Source organism: Parabacteroides distasonis ATCC 8503, from assembly GCF_000012845.1.
Classification (GTDB): Bacteria; Bacteroidota; Bacteroidia; order Bacteroidales; family Tannerellaceae; genus Parabacteroides; species Parabacteroides distasonis.
This window is the reverse complement of record NC_009615.1, coordinates 4220427-4239460: the sequence shown is the minus strand read 5'-3', so window position 1 is coordinate 4239460 and position 19034 is coordinate 4220427. Positions and strand designations below refer to the sequence as shown.

11 protein-coding genes are annotated in these 19034 nt (G+C 46.5%); 2 read left to right on the top strand and 9 right to left on the bottom strand.

Translation table 11 applies throughout. From position 1 onward, the window contains the following. Positions 1–288 precede the first annotated feature (288 nt). Positions 289–2991 (top strand): S9 family peptidase, encoded by a 2703-nt coding sequence (locus BDI_RS17345; protein ID WP_009275367.1) that lies wholly within the window; start codon positions 289–291, stop codon positions 2989–2991. Between the two features lie 8 nt (positions 2992–2999). On the opposite strand, the gene BDI_RS17340 is transcribed toward BDI_RS17345, so the two are convergent. Both BDI_RS17340 and BDI_RS17335 read right to left on the bottom strand, forming a co-directional pair. Further along, complete coding sequence (locus BDI_RS17340) at positions 3000–3977, bottom strand: ATP-binding protein (protein WP_009275366.1); 978 nt, start codon at positions 3975–3977, stop codon at positions 3000–3002. 18 nt (positions 3978–3995) lie between these two features. Next, complete coding sequence (locus tag BDI_RS17335; protein ID WP_008779184.1) at positions 3996–4772, bottom strand: response regulator; 777 nt, start codon at positions 4770–4772, stop codon at positions 3996–3998. Between the two features lie 157 nt (positions 4773–4929). Between BDI_RS17335 and BDI_RS17330 the strand changes: the two genes are divergently transcribed. Then, positions 4930–7293 (top strand): ABC transporter permease, encoded by a 2364-nt coding sequence (locus tag BDI_RS17330; RefSeq protein WP_009275365.1) that lies wholly within the window; start codon positions 4930–4932, stop codon positions 7291–7293. A gap of 22 nt (positions 7294–7315) precedes the next feature. On the opposite strand, the gene BDI_RS17325 is transcribed toward BDI_RS17330, so the two are convergent. From BDI_RS17325 to BDI_RS17295, 7 genes are all read right to left on the bottom strand, one after another. Continuing rightward, on the bottom strand, positions 7316–8014 hold the full coding sequence (locus BDI_RS17325; RefSeq protein WP_227742516.1) for a hypothetical protein: 699 nt from the start codon (positions 8012–8014) through the stop codon (positions 7316–7318). Between the two features lie 37 nt (positions 8015–8051). Further along, positions 8052–10634 (bottom strand): M14 family metallopeptidase, encoded by a 2583-nt coding sequence (locus BDI_RS17320; RefSeq protein WP_011967333.1) that lies wholly within the window; start codon positions 10632–10634, stop codon positions 8052–8054. Positions 10635–10649: 15 nt separating this feature from the next. Continuing rightward, the gene (locus tag BDI_RS17315; RefSeq protein ID WP_005859529.1) at positions 10650–12257 is read right to left on the bottom strand and encodes a RagB/SusD family nutrient uptake outer membrane protein; all 1608 of its coding nucleotides are present in this window, start codon (positions 12255–12257) and stop codon (positions 10650–10652) included. A 12-nt stretch (positions 12258–12269) separates the two neighbouring features. Next, positions 12270–15539, bottom strand: coding sequence for a SusC/RagA family TonB-linked outer membrane protein (locus BDI_RS17310; protein WP_011967332.1), 3270 nt, complete (start codon positions 15537–15539; stop codon positions 12270–12272). A gap of 284 nt (positions 15540–15823) precedes the next feature. Then, positions 15824–17086, bottom strand: a complete 1263-nt coding sequence (locus tag BDI_RS17305; protein ID WP_009275363.1) for an LVIVD repeat-containing protein — start codon at positions 17084–17086, stop codon at positions 15824–15826. A 20-nt stretch (positions 17087–17106) separates the two neighbouring features. Beyond that, the gene (locus BDI_RS17300; RefSeq protein WP_041525615.1) at positions 17107–18489 is read right to left on the bottom strand and encodes a porin family protein; all 1383 of its coding nucleotides are present in this window, start codon (positions 18487–18489) and stop codon (positions 17107–17109) included. After that, the gene (locus BDI_RS17295; RefSeq protein ID WP_011967330.1) at positions 18479–19027 is read right to left on the bottom strand and encodes an RNA polymerase sigma factor; all 549 of its coding nucleotides are present in this window, start codon (positions 19025–19027) and stop codon (positions 18479–18481) included. Before BDI_RS17295 ends, BDI_RS17300 begins: the two co-directional genes overlap by 11 nt. Positions 19028–19034: the final 7 nt, after the last annotated feature.

Genomic DNA, 19034 nt, shown 5'->3' with positions numbered 1-19034 from the left:
TCATCATAATGCCCATTATAAGGTCTTTACAATAGGCAATGTAACACCTTTATAATGCCCATTGTAAGCCGCTTATAACTGCGATCATTAGAACGCTCAAAAAGGACACTGATAATCAATACATTAAAAACGCCATTACCTTGTCCAGAAAACACGTACGACTTTTACAAAAAACACGTACATGTTTTCTCGGAAACACGTACGTGTTTTTCCAGAAGCAAATTCCGGTCAAAAGCAACAAAGATTCTGATAAAGCCATTATCTTTGTTTTAAAATCAATACATAACCATGATGAGACACTTAAAGTACTTGGCTTTTGTAGCATGTCTGGGAAGTCTTTCCCCAGCCTTCGCGCAAAACGCCTCTAAAAGCCTAACAGTTGATGACCTAGTCACTTGGCAACGAATCACGGACCGGGAGATCTCGGACAACGGAAAATGGGTAGCTTGCAAGATGGAACCTTGGGAAGGTGACGCTACCGTTTATTTGTATGCGGCCCAAGGGCAAGAGACCGCCACTTTTTCTCCGGCCGATAAGTTCGCGTTCTCCGCTTCCTCGGGTTATCTGGTTGTCACGCAAACACCCGGAAAGTCCACGGTAGATTCCCTGAAAGTATTGAAGACGAAAGAGGACAAGATGCCGATGAACACCTTGGTAATCTATTCCGTCGCCGGTAAAAAGGAGACGATAGACTCCCTCAAAACCTTCAAATTAGCGGACGAGGCGGATTGGATCGCTTATCAAAGAGGCCGGAAGGACTCCACGTTGTACGTCCGTTCGCTGGATGGAAGCAAGACCTTCCAGTTCCCGACCGTAACGGATTTCCAATTCGCCAAGAAAAGCGGTATGCTATATTACACGAGCGCAGCGGAAGGAGAAGCAGGTATATTCACCTTGAACCCGGAGAAAGGAAGTCCGGCGCTCATCAAAGAGGGAAAAGGCGTATTCAAACAAACCACGTTCGACGAGAAAGGGGAACGGCTAGCTTTCTTATATTGCGCCGACAAAGATTCTTCTTACAAAGCGTTAAGCTTATGGTTATCCGAGCATAACGCTCCCGCAAAAGAAATCGCCACCCGTGGAAACAAGGCTTTCCCCGCTGAATGGGTAATCAATGAGAACGGGATGCTTCAATTCTCGAAATCTGCTTCCCGTCTGTTCTTCGGTACCTCACCGGAGCCGAGGCAAAAAGACACGACCCAACTAGCCGAGAATCGTCCGAACGTACAGGTTTGGAGTTGGGATGAGCCCGTACAATATACCGTACAGAATTATAACAAGGAAAAAGACTTAAAGAAAAGCTATCAAGCGGTTTATAATCTGGGCAACGGCTCTATCTTCCAATTGGCGAATGAGGAATTACCGAATATCCAATTGGGTAACGAGGGTGACGCAGCCTTGGCGCTCCTTTCCACTTCCCGTCCCTATTCTTTGTCTTCCATGTGGGAGGCCCGCACACGCAGCGACTATTATACCGTATCGCTGGATAACGGGGAGCGCAAGCAAATCGCCCAAGCGGATTATGGACGTTTCCGCCTCTCCCCACAAGGTAAATACGCATATTGGTATGGCGAGACGGATAGTTGCTGGTACACGATCGCCTTGGCAGAAGGTAAGCGATATCGCCTAACCACCCCGGAAAGCTTCCCGGCTTGGGACGAGGAGAACGACGTTCCTAATCATCCTTATGCGCATGGAGCCGCCGGCTGGACCGCGAACGATCAAAATCTATTGATCTATGATCGTTACGACATCTGGAAATTCGATCCGACCGCAGCTACCTCACCGATCAACCTGACCGTGAACGGAAGGAAGGAGAAACTGTCCTACCGCTTGGAACAACTGGATAAAGAGGCTCGCTTTATCGACCTCGGCAAACCGCAATTATTAAAAGGATTCAACGAGACCACGAAAGGATACGGATTCTATAACGCACGCCTCTCCGCTCCAGCAGCCCCGAAGACCTTGCTGGCAGGCAACTATATGTTGCGATCTATCAACAAGGCGAAGAATACGGACGACGTGATCTATACGATGGAAACCTTCCAGCAATACCCGGATATCCACTATTCGACCTTGGCGTTCAAGAAATCCGTGCAATTGACGCATGGAGACAAACAGCAGGAAGGTTTTATCTGGGGTACCGCCGAGTTGGTATCATGGATTTCCTTGGACGGCCGTCCACTGGAAGGTGTCGTTTATAAGCCGGCGAATTTTGATCCGAACAAGAAGTACCCGATGATGGTAAACTTCTACGAGCGGAATTCGGAGACTTTATATAATTACCGTATGCCGGAACCGCATCGTTCTACGATCGATTATCACTTATACAATAGCAACGAATATGTCATCTTCAACCCGGACATTCGCTATGTAGATGGTTATCCGGGAGAAAGCTGCTATAACTGCTTGATGCCGGGTATCACCATGATGATCGCCAAAGGATATATCAACGAAAAAGGGATCGGTGCGCAAGGACATAGCTGGGGAGGTTACCAAGTAGCTTATTTAGCGACTCGCACGAATTTATTCTCCGCTATCGAGTCTGGGGCGCCTGTCGTAAATATGTTTAGCGCTTATGGCGGTATCCGTTGGGGTTCCGGCATGGCCCGCTCTTTCCAATACGAGCATACACAAAGCCGTTTAGGAGCTACGCCATGGAGTTCTCCACTTCGTTATCTGGAAAACTCGCCGTTGTTCACGATGGATAAGGTGCAGACCCCAATATTGATCATGCACAACGATGCCGATGGTCATGTGCCTTGGTACCAAGGTATCGAGTATTTCGTTGCCATGAAACGGTTAGGTAAACCTTGCTGGTTACTGAATTATACAGGTGAACCGCATTGGCCGATGCATATGGCAAACCGCATCGATTTCCAACGCCGCATGTTCCAATTCTTCAACCATTACCTGAAGAACCAGAAGATGCCTAAATGGATGTCCGAGGGCGTACCTGCCGTAGAGCAACCGTTTGAGTTGGGGTATTGATCAGACAATTACAGCTTCATACGAAACTCGGTACGGACACCGGGTAAGGAATCAACGGTTAAATCGCCGCCATGCAAGCGCATTATGCGGTGGGAGATACTGAGGCCGATGCCGCTACCACCGGACTTCGTAGAGAAGAAAGGCGTAAAGATAGCAGACAATAGTTCAGGAGAAATACCGGGGCCATTGTCTGTTATAGTTATATATACCCTACCATCTGTCTTCAAGGCTTCTACGGAGACGATACCATCCGCTTGCCCCTCTATCGCCTGTAATGCGTTACGGATCAAATTAATCAGAGCCAACACGATCAAGTTTTGATCCACACGTACCGTTAAAGCTTCCGCAGAGGAGAAACGGATACGGTCGCTACCCGGCTCGGCACACAACAACCGTTCCATCTTCTGAAATAAAGAGGTTATAGGCACCTCGGTTCTTTCCGGCTCCGGGAGATGCGTCAGACGATGGTAGGAATCCAAGAAGGCGGATAAATTTTGCGCTTGCCCATGAATAACCTCCAAACCTTCCCGTAATTGCTTCGGAGTATATGTATCGGAATATTTCAATAGGTCAGCAGACAAGGAACGGATTGGCGTAATCGAATTACGAATCTCATGCGTCAGTACCCGCAAGATACTCTCGTAATATAAACGCTTCTCTTCCATCTCACTCTGGTTTTGACTGAATAGGAGGATAATCCGGTTCATTTCCGTATACAAATCCTTTACAAAAGGATCATTCGTTTTATTTGGGTACCGCAAAGCTGTATCCCCATTACGAACCGACTCAAAGAAGGTAGCTATCTTACGGTTTATACCGTTCATCCACCGGATTAGTAACAGAGTTATCAACAGGATAATACACAGACATACAAAGGATAAGAAGTAAGAGGTACCGGTTATCAACAATACGGACCCAAGTAACGCGAGAAACACGATCAAGGAGACGATTCCTATAATCTTCAAGTATAAACTCCGGTTAACCATAGCTACTCTCCTTATAATCTACAATCCGTATTTCCGCATCTTATTATAAAGGGTCTGGCGGCTAATATCCAATTGTTGAGCCGCAAGCGTCAGGTTCCCTTTCTTTTCTTTCAATACCTCGGCGATAAACTGCCGTTCCATATCCTCCAACGTACAAGGATGGGAGACTTCCGAAAGCTCCTCCACATAGAAATCATCGGCATCCAAACGGCATTTATCCACAAGTAAGACCGTACGTTCGACGATTTGCTGCAACAAGGCCAAATCACCCCGCCCGGCCATATCGGATAACTTATCGACCGCCTCCGCTGTCAGACGAGGCAATGGTTTCGCATAAGCCTCCGTATATTTCTTTAGCAATGCATTAATAAGAGATTCGGCCACAGATGAAGCCTTATCTGTATTTGATTCCATACGGTGTTCCCACACATGGACAAGGGTTTGAATAAGTTTCTCGTTATCCCAAGGTTTCACGATAAAGTCCGAGGCTCCCCTTTTAAGGGAAGATACAGCCAACTCGATATCCCCAAAAGCGGTTATCAAGATAACGGCCGGAGGATTCTTAAGCTCCAAAATACGATCCAACCAGAAAAGCCCTTCCCCACCGCTTTGCTTTCCAGCGCCGAAGTTCATATCCAGTAAAACCATATCTACATCTCCATTCCGTAAAAGGGCAGGCAATAGAACAGGAGATGATACGGTAACGATCGTCTTAAACTCATGGGACAGGATCGTCCGCAGACTTCTCAATACCGCCTCATTGTCATCTACGACTATAATCTTCGCGTTACGCATGAAGCCTCCTCTTTTTTCGCACGCAAAGATACGATCTTTTCCCGGCTCTCAGTGTCCAATATTTAGACAAATCCAGTCCTTTACGAACGTTTCCTCCGATTTTATTTGCCATATTCCACGCAACCGGATAGCTTTGAACCAACAAACAGATAAAACCATGGAATCCATATCTCTAAAACTTATATTCCGTAGCTGGTGGCGAAACAAGACGTTCGCCGTCATTTCCTTATTGAGTCTGGCGGCAGGCATCACTTGTACCAACCTACTGATCTCATACGTCATTTATGAATCTAGGATAGAAGCCCATAATCCCAATAAGTCGCATATCATCTATATGGCACAAGACTCTCCCTTGACCTCCGGAGAGAAAGTATCTTTTATTAAAGGGAAGATCCCTGTGCAGCTAAAAGACCAATACCCTGAAGTTGAGGATTATTTACGACTGAACATAGACAATGCCGCCTCCATCACGATAGGAGAAAAGCGCTTCGACCCAATCTCGATCGTCAGAGCTGATCCCTCCTTTCCTCGCTTTTTCCCTTACAAGGTAATGGCAGGAAATATAAACAAGGCATTAACCCAACCAAACGCAATTGCGTTGACCGAATACCAAGCGAAGATATTCTTCGGGAACGAGGATCCTATCGGTAAAACCTTTTCGGCAAAGTACGCTTATGAGAACGAGACGATTACCTACGAGGTCGCCGCCGTTATCAAAGAGTACCCTCAATCATTCTTGAAGTTCAACGCATTGGCAGGTACTACCTCCCAATTCAATGGCGGCCCTACCTTATTACTGGTAAACGATCTCTTCAACATTGATACGTTCACTCAAAAACTAAAGGATGATAAGGTACCTACTTTCAACGGAACCGGACAGTATTATTTCTATACCCTCCAAGAGAGTTATTTCCAAGAGCAAACCTATACACAAGAATACATCCCCTATATCCACCGAAACCAGAAAGACTTACTGTACGTTGGTTTGTTCTCAGCCATCCTAATCCTCGTGATCGCCTGTTTCAATTATGCCAACCTAAGTTTCTCCCGCATTTTGCAACAGGTAAGGATGATCTACACCCAGAAGGTGATGGGAGCATCGGCTGGGCAAATCCATCGCCAGCTATTCTTGGATACTTTCCTTACCGTGCTGATCGCTTTCTTTTTATCCTTGTTACTTACACTAGATTTCCTGCCGGCTTTCAACCGGATCGTTTCCGGACGTATCTCCTTGGGATTTTTCTTTAGTGGACAGGTCTTACCTGTGATCGTGGCACTCATCCTAGCTCTATCCATTATCCCCTCATTATATATGAGCCATAAGATCAACTCCCTTTCCCATTCCGAGTATAAATCATTCACCACCGGTACCCGGAAGCGGACAATCATAAGCGGGCTCTCCATCTTACAATTCGCCATCTCAATAGCTCTGGTATTCGCCACGCTAACCGTACGGCAGCAACTAACGCTCACTCAGACAAACGGTGAACGTTACCGGGACCTCATCGAAATAGCCGACTGGAGTGGGAATCATATACAGACCTTCTCTGAAGAGATCCGGCGTTATCCTTCCATAGAAGAGATGTGCCTTTCGAGAAGCGGGATCATACAGTTCAACTTGCGGACAATGGTCTTGAAAGACGAAAACGGAAACGAACTAAATTATACGCTAGGCCAATACGAAGGTGATAGTACTTTCCTAAAGGTTATGAAGATAAACATTCTTCAAGGGCTCTCAGAGCGAGAGGCTCTAAAACAATACAGCACACCCGTCTATATTAACGAACAATACGCACGTTTGCTCGTGCCCAAAGGCGAGAATCCCGTGGGTAAGCCTGTCCGCCTTTACGACACTGAATTCGGGAAGATGGAAAAGGAGGGAGAACCGATAGCGATTATAGCAGGGATCGTGGAGAATCTATATACAGGAACCTTACGACAAGAGGTTTACCCTAGCTTGACCTACCTAACGCATACTCCCCCCTATAACCTCGTCCAAGTCCGACTGAAAAAAGAGCACAGAGCCGAGGCTCTAGCTTTACTGCAACAAACATGGGAAAAGATCAATCCCAACGTACCTTTCGAATACCAAGATATATACGAGGAATTTATGTTATCTAACCGAAAAACGATCGAACTGGCACATTTGCTCATCATGTACTCGATCATCAGCCTCCTGCTAACCGCCTTCGGATTATTCGGCATGGCTCTCTATGCCATCCAGCAGCGTACGAAAGAAATCGGTATCCGTAAGGTAAACGGGGCTACGGCCGGGGAGATCTTGTATCTATTAAATCGTCGGTTTATCGGCTGGGTAGGGATCGCTTTCGCGATTGCCGTTCCTATCACGTGGTATTCGCTGAGTTGCTGGCTGGAGAATTTCGTATATCGGGTGGACATATCCATAGGAACATGCCTGCTGTCCGGCGGTATCGTATTGATGGTTACGCTACTGACCGTAAGCAGGCATAGTTATAAGGCGGCATCCCGTAATCCCGTAAATGCCTTACAGAGCGAATAGCGAAAAGGAATATTTTGGATACTCACCTCAGTGTCTTCTCATCAAGGAATGCATCACAATCATCATACAAATTGAAAACTAATTCCTCGGGAATTACCGACCTTGATCGCCACGTTTCGATGGAGGAATAAAAACGTTCGAATAACTCCTCCTCCAATCGCTCGGTTTGCTGCATATACCCATTGCCGCTTAGATTGAAAAGTAATTCCCAATGGAAATAACTTTCCGTATTCGTCCCCCGATGATAACTGTAAATCTTATCCCGAAGCATGTTCGACGCGTCACATAACGGAGCATGTTTATTTTGATCGACAGTTAACGCCTTGGGCAACTTCTTATCGGCGCCTTTCAACCAAGCCGGAACCGCAGGAGTAACCGGTGGGTAACCGATAACCGTCCACATCGTAGTGAACGAAGCATCCTCGTCCGGCCGTACACCTTGAATAGCCACAGCGCAAGAGGTACTTCTACGAGCGATAAAATCCTGCTCCGCAAACCAACCGGAAGTCTCTGGCTTATTATGTTTTCCATCTTTCAAGTCGATACCCATCAAAGGATTATGGAATGAGCGAGATAAATGGGACCGCACACAATTCTTCAAGTTTTCCGCATCGCGATTTTTCCACATAATCGGACGTCCGTCAGGTGTTACCTTGCCAGAAATGATAGCCGACGTGCAAGCATTGGCAAATTCCATGGCTCCTGATAAAACAAGAGCCATGAGACACAATATATTTCGTTGCGTACTCATCCGACAACTACATACATTTGTTATAAAACAACGCATTCATGAACAACTTACTAGTTCCAAAGAAGTAAGAACGGAAATTCATATCATCAGCAAAAACAATCACCTTACCGCTTCTATAAGGTTTCACCATTATAGCAGGCTCCTCTCTCAATAGGTTCGCATTATCCGCCGACAAGAATCCCGACAACAAAGGCTTCTTGGTATAATATAAAGGCGAAACATATGGATCCCTATCTTTCTGGAAAATGATATCATTCGTTTTTATAACAGCAATCTCATCTTGATCAAGTCCCCAAGCTAGCGGATGCGTCTTATCCAAATGACAGTTCAGAATTACCCCTTTGATCAACTTTCCGGCTTTTGCTTCCGCCTTATCCGCAAAAGAACGATAAACCGATAAGCTGTCCGCCTTTTCAAGCAATGTTTCCTTTGTCTTTAAAGAGATAAGCCCTTGTTTACCAGCCCATGCGCTAGCCTTTCCGGTAGCGATCAACACTCCTCCGGCAGCAACCCACTCCTTCAAGGCTGTCTCGGTACCCTTAGTTAGATTTGGAACACCATTAGCCAAAATGATAACATTGTAAGCCTTCAAGTCCTTGCCTGTCAAAGACGGGTTCTCTATCAATACCGGACGCATCTGAAAACGCTTATCCAACAAGAACCAAATCTCACCCGATTCCGGGATACTTACGCCACGTCCTACCAACATAGCCACTTTCGGCTGCTCCAATGGTTTAAAAGCCGGGCTGCCAAAATCCACATCAGCCATCAATCCCGTGTTGGCCGAATAGATATCCACTCCCGTATTTTTCGCCAACTCATCCAATGTCGCATAGAGCACATCCGAAGGAAGCGGCTGATTATGCGTCAATACCTGGTAGGTACCATAGCCCATCGTCCATTCTCCCTCTTCGTTCTTAAATTGGAACGGACGGTTGGTCGCACTGACCCGAATCCCCTTACGCTGCAACTCATAGACTACCTTAGGTGCATAAAACTCCCGGTTCTCAAACACATACCCCACCCGGCTTTCCCCGCCGATGAGCCGTCCTTGCGGAAAATCATTTCGCTCAATCCGATCACCCATCAATCCGGCGACACTCTTCACCGGAGCACACTCCAAGTTAAACGCATGCGGGAACGTCCATGTAGAGATATCATAGAAAGTACTATCCGTATATTCTAAACAATCCTCCATAAGCACCTTAACCATCGTACTGTATTTTTGCGCCACCGGAATGACATAGGCTGAACCTTTTTGGAACTCCTTGTTACCTGCGGCTTGATAGTCCTTCGCCAACTGATAGACCTCGATATGATGACGGGCCATATTCTCCAAGAAATGAAAAGCGACAGACTTAGATCCGCGTGTATCGAACACATAGCCCTGTACCGCCTCCTTCCGCACCTCAGAAGCCGTACGTTCATAATATTCCTTCTGATAAGCCAGCAAACGGGTACGCATCGCCTTGGCCGCTTCCAGCGTAGCGCAAGAGGCTAATGCCTGATTCCGGATCGTCCAGCCAAAGGTCCATTCCCCGCTCGGGGTATTACGCAAATGTCCGCGCGTGGAACCTTGCTCATATAGCAGGCAAACGGATCCATGCGCATCTCCATAAGCAGCCCCTTTTCCGTAATAGAAGTCATCATAACCCTCCTTCGAATAATAAGTCGTCCCAATCCGATCGAGTGCCTTTGCCGTATAAGAAGAAATCTCGGCTGTCAAGTCTTGATTAAGCTGGGGAGTAAACGGATGGGTACGCTTAGGATGTCCCGGACTGAAATAATAAGGACGTAACGCCCCTTGCTCATGTTGATCCACGACCACATTGGGCAACCATTCAAAATATCCATTTAAGCCATTGATCCCCTCGGGATGTTGTGCCATAAGCAAGTCGCGATTACAATCGATCCAATAATGGTTCGTACGACTGGAAGGCCAAGGCTCGGTAAACTCACGTGATTTTATATCGCTAACATTCGTGAAACTTCTAGAGGAATTCACCCACGACGCAAACCGATTGATTCCATCCGGATTGGCTCCGGGAGTCATCACGACAATCTCTTGGTCTAGTAATTCCTCGATCTCAGGCCCTTGTGCCGCCGCCAAATGATAGGCAACAGCCAACGAAGCGTTCACACCCGATGCCTCATTTCCATGAATGCTATAAATCAAGCTTACGATCACAGGCATGTCGTCTATCACTACGCTTCTCGATTTCGCCACGTCGCTCAACTTTAAGTGCTCCTCCTTCAGTCGATCTATATTCTTTTGGTTCTCGGCCGAAGTAAACACGACCTCTATAAAAGGACGGTGCTGATAGGTACGCCCCGTCTCCCTAATCGTGACACGGTCGCTGCATCGCGCCAATGTTCTCATATATTCCACTACTTGATCCCATCCGGCATGTTGTTCTCCAAGCTGGAATCCCAAGATTTTTTCCGGGGTAGGAACCTGAGGGTCATAAACCTGAGAACCTTCCGGCAAGAAATACGTTAAATCATACGGATACTCATCCGCTTGTGGTTGAGCAAAAACACCTGTCGCCAAGAAGATTGGCAACAGGCACATTAAAAAAAATCTTCTCATAACTATTTATTTACTTTATGGATTCGGTTCGCAAAGCGGATTCAGTTGAGTCTCCTTATCAGGAATAGCCCATTGCCAATCCCTATGTCCGGCCGGACGATATCTGTTCCCGTTACCCGTCACCGTTCCATCTCCATACATATTGTAATTAGAAGCTTCTGGATCCACCACTTTAGGCATTGCGTCTTTGTTCCAATATTCAATCAAACCATTCGGGAAAACCTCAGGACGAGGAGCCGGTCCACGGTCCAAATCCATATTCAAACGTTTCAAGTCGAACCAACGGAAACCTTCCCCCCAAAGCTCTATGCGACGTTGAGTCATCACCTCTTCTATCAAGTTTTCGCCCGTTTTCGTAGACAATGTATACTCCGGATCCCGATGACTTGCCAGCGGATAAAGAGCCTGAGCCGCTTTGCCTGGCTCCCCAGCACGTGCATATCCCTCCGCCATGATCAACATCATCTCCGGCAAACGCATGAAAGGAACATCCCGGCCACCTTTCGTCGTAGGATCCGATACGATAAACTTATTGGCCATATAATTAGCATACGCTTTACTGTTACACTCCGCCCGGATCGGTCGCGGAAGAGTATTGGGATCGGTCGCCCTCGGAAACCAAATTCCTTTACGCACATCGGTATCACTGATCTTGTCGTATAACTTATTATAAATCGCACGAGGGGTATTGCCATTATACGAAATGATCTCATTCGACATATATCCATGGAAGTGAGTCAAGTTCGGAGCTTGCTGCAACAAAGGATTCGATCCCCACAACCATTCTGTATTTGATTGATCGCTAAAACGATCATTCAATGTCGTATAGGTATCATCTTGCAATTTGGCTCCTGATAGATCAACGACCAATTTAGCCATTTCAGCCGCTTCCAACCATTTACCTTGCGTCAATAAGATACGAGCCTTCAAACCGCGAGCCACGTGCAAATCAATATGCGACTTATTAGTCCGTTTCTCCTCCGTAGCACCCAATAATTGGATCGCCAAGTCGATATCCTCATTGATCTGCGTATACACCTCCTCTACAGAAGCTCTCGCTCTTGGCTCCGTTGAGTTATCGTTACGAATTACCACACCCAATTGCGTGTTATCGCCCTCTGCCTTATAACGGCCGCCATACATCTGTACCATCGTGAAATAGGCGAAAGCCCGGTAAAAATGGGCTTGCCCCTTGATATAATTCCTCTCGCTCTCCAAACCTTCCGCAGCATCGATATTATCGATAATCATACTACTGTTAGAGATAAAATATTGCAACAAGCGATAAAAATGGGTCGCGCTACCGATCGTCGCATTCCGATGGCTCGACCATTGAGCCTGCTTTTGGAACTGCGCATTGCTGTACGTATATACCAAATCATCCCCCATCACCTCATACCAAATCATCAACATATCGTAACCGCCATAAAAAGCCGAACTAGACAGATCACCCGTCCACATCAATTTATGCAAGCCATTTACAGCCAACATAGCCGATTGGGTATCATTGAACACTGCTTGCTCATCCACCGTTTGTGTGGAAGTTGTCTCCAAAAAATCCTCCTTGCAGCCATTGAATAATACCACAAGAGATAGCAACACTACTATATATATATTTTTCATATTGAACATGATTTAAAAAGTAAGATTCAAACCAAAAGTAAATACTCTCGCAGGCAAATAAACATCCGCATTACCACTATATCCTGAGAATATGTTTGAACGAGGGAAAATACCTTTTCGTTTCGTCAGCAAGAATAGATTCTCTCCTGACGCATATACCCGGAGTCCTTGCATGGAAACCTTCTCCAGCCATTGCTTCGGCAGATCATAGCTCAAAGTAGCGGAAGCCAACTCCAACATATTCGAGCTGATCAACCAACGAGTAGAAGTTCCCGCATTCATATTCGTATCTGCGAAATCCTCGATGCGAGGCACATTCGTGACATCGCCCGGTTTCTGCCAACGATTCAAGATATCCACATGCTTGTTGGAAGTCAAGGATGCGGATCCTGAAGGCTGTGTCATCAAATCAGAATATCCTACATCATACATCTTGCCACCTAGCTGGAAGTTAAACAACAGGCTTAAAGAAAGATTCTTCCAAGATACGTTCGTATTAAGACCTCCCGATACCTTCGGTGTAGATTCTCCGGCCCAATCATAAATGGCCTCATTCACGTTAGTCGTATATGTTTTTCCATCCACCTCTACTAGGTCGACAGACTCCACCGTCAGTTCCGGATCCGGCACATAGATAGAGTTTCCGGTAGCAGGATCTACTCCCGCCCACTGGCGAAGATAAAACTCATAGCGCGAATGTCCCTCTTCCACCCGATGTACTCCGCTGTTATAAGGTTCTACCGGCAAAGAGGTAATCCGATTTTTCAACCATGTAGCGTTAATTCCCACAGACCACGTCCAATCCTTCGTCTGGATGATTCTTCCGTTCAAATCAACTTCCACACCTCGATTGTACATCGTACCTGCATTCTTATATGCGCTGGTAGTACCCGTATCCGGTGCTTGCGGGATCGAGAACAATAAGTTGCTGGAACGGCGATCGAAATACTCTACACTACCCGACAAACGGCTTTTAAACAACTCAAACTCTAACGCCACATCGCCATTGCGAGACACCTCCCATTGCAAATCCTTATTACGAACGACACGTTGCTGGATATAACCGGCCTCCAATCCGTTCATGGCCTGCTCGTAAGCCGCTTGCCACGCATAGTAGCTACCGATGGCATCATTACCCACCTCACCGTAAGCGACACGCAACTTCAGCAAATCGATGAAATCAAGATCTTCCATGAAACGCTCCTCGTCAATACGCCAACCAGCTCCTACCGAGAAGAATGTACCCCAACGGGAATCCTTGTAAAAGCGGGAGGATCCGTCGCGGCGCACGGATGCAGAAAGGAAATAACGGCTGTTATAGTCATAGTTCGCACGGGCAAGGAATCCCTCCGTCTTGTAGGTATTCGTATAAGAGTCTTGCTCGTCCGGCACCGAATAATTGCTGAACTCAAAGTTGCCATTATGGATGGTCTGGTTTTGCATGGAGCCTTTCAGGTAATTGTACTCATAATCATAACTCTCATGTCCTAATAAGACATCGACATGGTGATTGCCGAAATTCTTTGTATAGGAGAGCAATTGGTTGAACGTCCAAGTTGTCTCAAACGAAACGGTCTTCGTGCTTGACCCCACCTCAGTCTTCTCCGGATAATAGATACTGGCCGAATGCCCTAAACGAGAGCTTGTTCCCACGGCTCCGTTCACCGTAAACTTGAAATCATTCAAGAAACGGATCTCCGCATACAATTTTGCGTTCAATTGATTCCGCTTGTATCCGTTGCTGATATTTTGCAACTCAATAGCCGGGTTATTACCAGAGATATACGCACGCGAAGGCGCTTCCACACCCTCCTCGATCGTATAGGCCTGACCGAAGTCGTACACTTTATTACCATTGGCATCCAGCACATATTCTTTGGTACGAGGATCGTGTACATGGATCGGATAGATCGGTCCGATATAGCGAGTGAATCGGAAAGGGTTGTTGTTATTTCCCGAAGCTTGCGACTGCTGCCCTTCCGCCTTGCTGATATTCCCAGAGAGCGTACCGCCAATCTTCAAGAACGAGGTGATCTGCGAGTTAACATTCGTATTCAAGGTATATCGGTCAAACTTCGATCCGATGATATAACCACCTTCCGTCAGATAACCGGCGGAAAGATAATAATCCGACTTATTATTACCTCCGCTCACGCTCACGCCTATATCCGTACGGCTGCCCGTGCGCTGGATAGCGTCTTCCCAATCGGTATCATCCGCCCACATGAACGTAGCGTTCGGGTTAAGCACACCGTTCGCATCCACGACCTGATCGTCCGGCACGTTAAACGGATTGAAGCCCAGCGTTCCTGAAATCAAGTTTTGAGCGGCTGCCATTCCCGCTTGCTCTGGTGACGCACCACCACTTATCAACTGGTTGCGTGCGCTCTCCCAATATACTTTCAAATAATCATTCACGCCCAATCGTTCATAATCCTGACTTTGCCGATTCGTGAATCCTTGGTTGATTTTCACATTCACCGACATACGATCCTTACTACCCGTCTTGGTGGTTATCAAGATAACACCATTACCACCTCGTGCGCCGTACAGAGCTGCAGATGAGGCATCTTTCAAAACAGACATACTCTCTATATCACTGGGATTGATACTACTGATACTCTGATCGTAGGGCATACCGTTAAGTATAATCAAAGGGGTATTCGTCGCAGAAATAGAGCCCAATCCGCGAATATAGATATCCGAATCTGAACCGGGCTGACCACTGGCTGAGGCTACTTGCACACCCGGCGTAGATCCTAGTAAGGCTGAAGTTGCCGATGTAACAGGACGAGCCTCTATCTTCTCTGACTTCAGCAAACTGGCAGATCCAGTAAACGTACTTTTCTTAGCCGTACCATAGGCCACGACCATCACCTCATCCAATGTTTCCGAATCATCCTCCAGAAGTATCATCATCTCTGATTTGATCGGAAGCGTTTGCGAAGTCATGCCAACAAAAGATACGGTAAGCGTACGGGCATTTGCCGGCAAGTTGTCCAATGAGAAACGTCCCTCCACATCTGTAATTGTACCGATTGTTGTACCTGTCACAACAATATTAGCACCAATGACCGGCTCGTTATCAATTCTTTGCAAAACACGTCCTGCAACTTTCCGGGATTGTTGTTCAATGCCATTTAAATAAGAAGTAGGCAAAGCCTCGGCAGAAACACTACCTGCCACTGAAAAAGCCAATAAAAAATGAGCTAAAAGCACGTTTTTAAAAGTCAAACAACGAATGCATCCTTTTAGTCCGTGCATATTGTCAAAAAGATTCATAATAATAGTTTTAGATTTTAATTTATCAAACACAATAACATCCGCAAGATCAGAATAAATATTATAACATCAAAGTAGGAAGCTCATTTTATTTACATTCTCGTATAAATAACACATAAAAAGTAGCGAATTTTCGTGAACGTATTCCATAGAAACAAGCCTGCTATTCGGCGGTATCGTACTGATGGTTACGTTACTGACCGTAAGCAGGCATAGTTATAAAGCGGCACCTCGTAATCCCGTAAATGCCTTACAAAGCAAATAGTGAAGAGGAATATTAAACTCTATTCGCCCATTGGCAATTTACTTAACTGAGATATTGCCTGTAAATTGGAATAATCGTATTGGTAAAGGCCATCATCGGCGATCATCATCAAGGTATTCCTAAAAGGGATTACATCGTAACCCTCCATACCTGCATAATGAACAAGCTGATTAGCCAGCAAGGTCATAGGATCTTTCGCATTGAAGACCTTTAACCCTTCGTCACAGAGGAATAAAGTACCGTTATCGATACCTAATCCTTTCGGACATTTCATGCCATAAGTAACCAGCAGGTTCGGTTGGTCCACATCACTTACATCTATGAGCATCAGTTCATTGGTATTTTGCCCGCAAGTATTTCCGGAATGCACGGTCACATACGCTAAGTCATCCTCCACGACAACCGGATCACAACCAAAGACATGACTTACGGAAGAACGATACTTAGGCGCTAACGGATCTTCCAGCGAATAGATCAACATGCCGGTCGGAGTTCCCATGAACATCTTATCTTTATAGTTGAAAAGAGTCTCGACATCACGTTGCAACCAAATGTCGTTTGTCGTCAAGACAGGCTTGTCTCCAGACAGGTCGAAAACACACATGATATTCTGTTCTACCGTATATAAGTACTTACCATAAATAGAAAAACGAGCCATAGATCCGTTCACGCCCTGCGTGGAAGTACCCGGCGCCGCATCGTTCGCCATCAGATCACCGCCATAACTCGGATAATGGTAAATGGTTTCCTCCCGTTCCTTCGGCTCCCAACCAACCACGACACCTTTCGCTCTCGCTTCTTCCGAATAACACATATTATAATCGAACCCATAGCCATTCTCTATGGTCGGAAGCGCATAACGGAAAGCGTTCTCCACACGACCTTCCAATTCAGGTCTCTCCGGATCGGAGATATCGAACCAGACCAGATCCACATACGAATCCGCATACAATTTATCATCCTTGATCGAGAGATCCTCGTTACCGATCAATTCTACAAAGCCCACTATCCGGGGAGATGCCGGATTCCTGTTATCCACGATATGGATGCCCTTATCCGGGGAAGAAATATACAGGTAATCCTTATAGAAACAGATCTTACCCCGCTTGGTGATTGGCACCACCTCATCCGTCACCTTCACTGAATTCCGAAACTCGGAGATCGACATGAATACCGGTTCGTTGATAGCATACCGCACGACCTCCACTCTCACTCCATCATCCTTGCATCCCATTAAGACGCAAAGGCTAAAGGCAAACGCCCAATAAAAAAGTTTCCGCATAATTATAATAGATTTAATCATTAAAAAGCATATCGTATACCTGCGCTCAACCCAAATCCCAACGGCTTGTCCGTACGGATACTAGCCGGTTGATCACAGTCAAAATAATGGGAGAAGCGAGGCTCGAAATAGAGGCTCCAATCCCCATAAAAACGATAAGCAGCACCGACCGAGGCATTCACGGACCATTGCATACCATGGATATCCTCCTTTTTGCTCTTGGAGATAGTCGTTCCGTTTCCGGCGATATAGCCACTATACACGGCCTGCAAGCCCTTCTCCATCATAAAGCCTCCGGAGAGATAGACATTCCATCGCTGATTCTTCCATAAATAAACCACCAGATTCAAGGGAATACCCAGATAATGCAAAGACGATTTCACCTCTGACGGGCAATCCCCTCCCCTCTTGAATGTAGTGGATAAATACGTATACATCAATCCACTTTCCACCGCTATACGCCGGCTCAAATCCTTCCGTACCGTAAAACCGAAAGATATCGGAAGGGAATAGCTAACGTCCGGATAAGATTCGAACGAACGATTATCCAAGAAGTTCTCATCCACCTTAGAACTCCGTAATACCGGGGCATTACGAAATGAGGCCGTTTGGGAAGGCGTATTGCCATTCTCCTTCTCATCATCGTCTTTATCCGGCTTATCCGGATCAGGATCTTGGGAAGGAACATTCATATCTCCCGGAGAAGAAACATCACCATAACTCATATCCGTATTTAAAAAGCTATCTACATAACCACTAGAGCCAACGGCGGCGGCCAATAACCACTTATTCCGTTTACTCTTCTTGGCTTTCTTTTTCAAAGAGGCTTTTCGTCGGGGACTCCGTTCGCCTTCCGGTAGAGGAACCGTAGAGTCACCTCGCTTAACGACTATGTCCGTCGAATCCTCGGACGCATCCTCCTTCACAGACGGTTCTTCTACGATAGCCGCAATCGCATCCTTCTCAATAATCTCGATAGTCTTACACTTCTCATCCTCCCGAATCGTTTCCTTTTCCCCGACAATAGCGGAAAGCTTAGCCTTTTTTTCCCATTTCAGCACTTTCGCTATACGTTTCTTTACAGGCTCTACAGGTAAAACGGGATGCTCCGAAAGAATATTCATTTCCTCCGCTTTCTCCGATATCTCTTTCTGAAAGGGGCTCAATTCCTCCAATGGCATCTTCTCCGGGGAAGGTAGCAGCCAAATAACCAAGGCCAGCACCGCGGCGGCGACCAAGCCTCCCGTCCACAACCAACCCCGTGGTCTCGCTCTCTGGTTCATCCGGGCCTCCACCTCATCCCAGCAGCCGGCATCTACCGGCAACCGGTGCTCTTCCAAGCGCTGCCGCATATAGCCGCTGAAATCATCCAGCCGTTCGTTATGATCCTTATCATCCCGCATTTTCATGCCTTATTAAAGATTGTACACTCTTTTGCAAAGCGTTCCTCGCCCGGATAAACTGGGAGCGGGAAGTCGCCTCCTGTACATGCAGCATCTCGGCGATCTCGCTATGCGTATATCCCTCTATCGCATATAAGTTGAAGACCGTACGATATCCCGGCGGCAATTGGGCCACGCAAGCCAACAAGTCGTCCGCCGATAAACGGTCCAATACGGAGTAGTTGATATCTTCCAAACTGTCGTCATAGCCATCCAAACCTACACTTAGCCTCGTGTTCTCTGAAGACCGGAGATATTCAAGAGCCGTAGTGACAAAGATCCGCCGTATCCACCCCCCGAAAGCCCCGGAGCCGGAATACGACCGGATCTTCGTAAATATCTTCACGAACCCGTCCTGCAGAAGATCACGGGCCGTCTCCCTGTCACCCACGTAACGCATGCAAACACTCATCATAGCAGGAGCATATTGCTCGTACAATTCCTTACGAGCCCATGATTCGCCTCGCATACATCCATCGATTAACAGTTGTTCATCCATAAGTACT

What these genes read in the sequence shown, in the direction of transcription:
- BDI_RS17320 (WP_011967333.1), bottom strand. Translation starts at nt 10,634, where the DNA reads ATGAGAAGATTTTTTTTAATGTGCCTGTTGCCAATCTTCTTGGCGACA.
- BDI_RS17295 (WP_011967330.1), bottom strand. Translation starts at nt 19,027, where the DNA reads ATGGATGAACAACTGTTAATCGATGGATGTATGCGAGGCGAATCATGG.
- BDI_RS17305 (WP_009275363.1), bottom strand. Translation starts at nt 17,086, where the DNA reads ATGCGGAAACTTTTTTATTGGGCGTTTGCCTTTAGCCTTTGCGTCTTA.
- BDI_RS17345 (WP_009275367.1), top strand. Translation starts at nt 289, where the DNA reads ATGATGAGACACTTAAAGTACTTGGCTTTTGTAGCATGTCTGGGAAGT.
- BDI_RS17315 (WP_005859529.1), bottom strand. Translation starts at nt 12,257, where the DNA reads ATGAAAAATATATATATAGTAGTGTTGCTATCTCTTGTGGTATTATTC.
- BDI_RS17310 (WP_011967332.1), bottom strand. Translation starts at nt 15,539, where the DNA reads ATGAATCTTTTTGACAATATGCACGGACTAAAAGGATGCATTCGTTGT.
- BDI_RS17335 (WP_008779184.1), bottom strand. Translation starts at nt 4,772, where the DNA reads ATGCGTAACGCGAAGATTATAGTCGTAGATGACAATGAGGCGGTATTG.
- BDI_RS17325 (WP_227742516.1), bottom strand. Translation starts at nt 8,014, where the DNA reads ATGGCTCTTGTTTTATCAGGAGCCATGGAATTTGCCAATGCTTGCACG.
- BDI_RS17340 (WP_009275366.1), bottom strand. Translation starts at nt 3,977, where the DNA reads ATGGTTAACCGGAGTTTATACTTGAAGATTATAGGAATCGTCTCCTTG.
- BDI_RS17300 (WP_041525615.1), bottom strand. Translation starts at nt 18,489, where the DNA reads ATGCGGGATGATAAGGATCATAACGAACGGCTGGATGATTTCAGCGGC.
- BDI_RS17330 (WP_009275365.1), top strand. Translation starts at nt 4,930, where the DNA reads ATGGAATCCATATCTCTAAAACTTATATTCCGTAGCTGGTGGCGAAAC.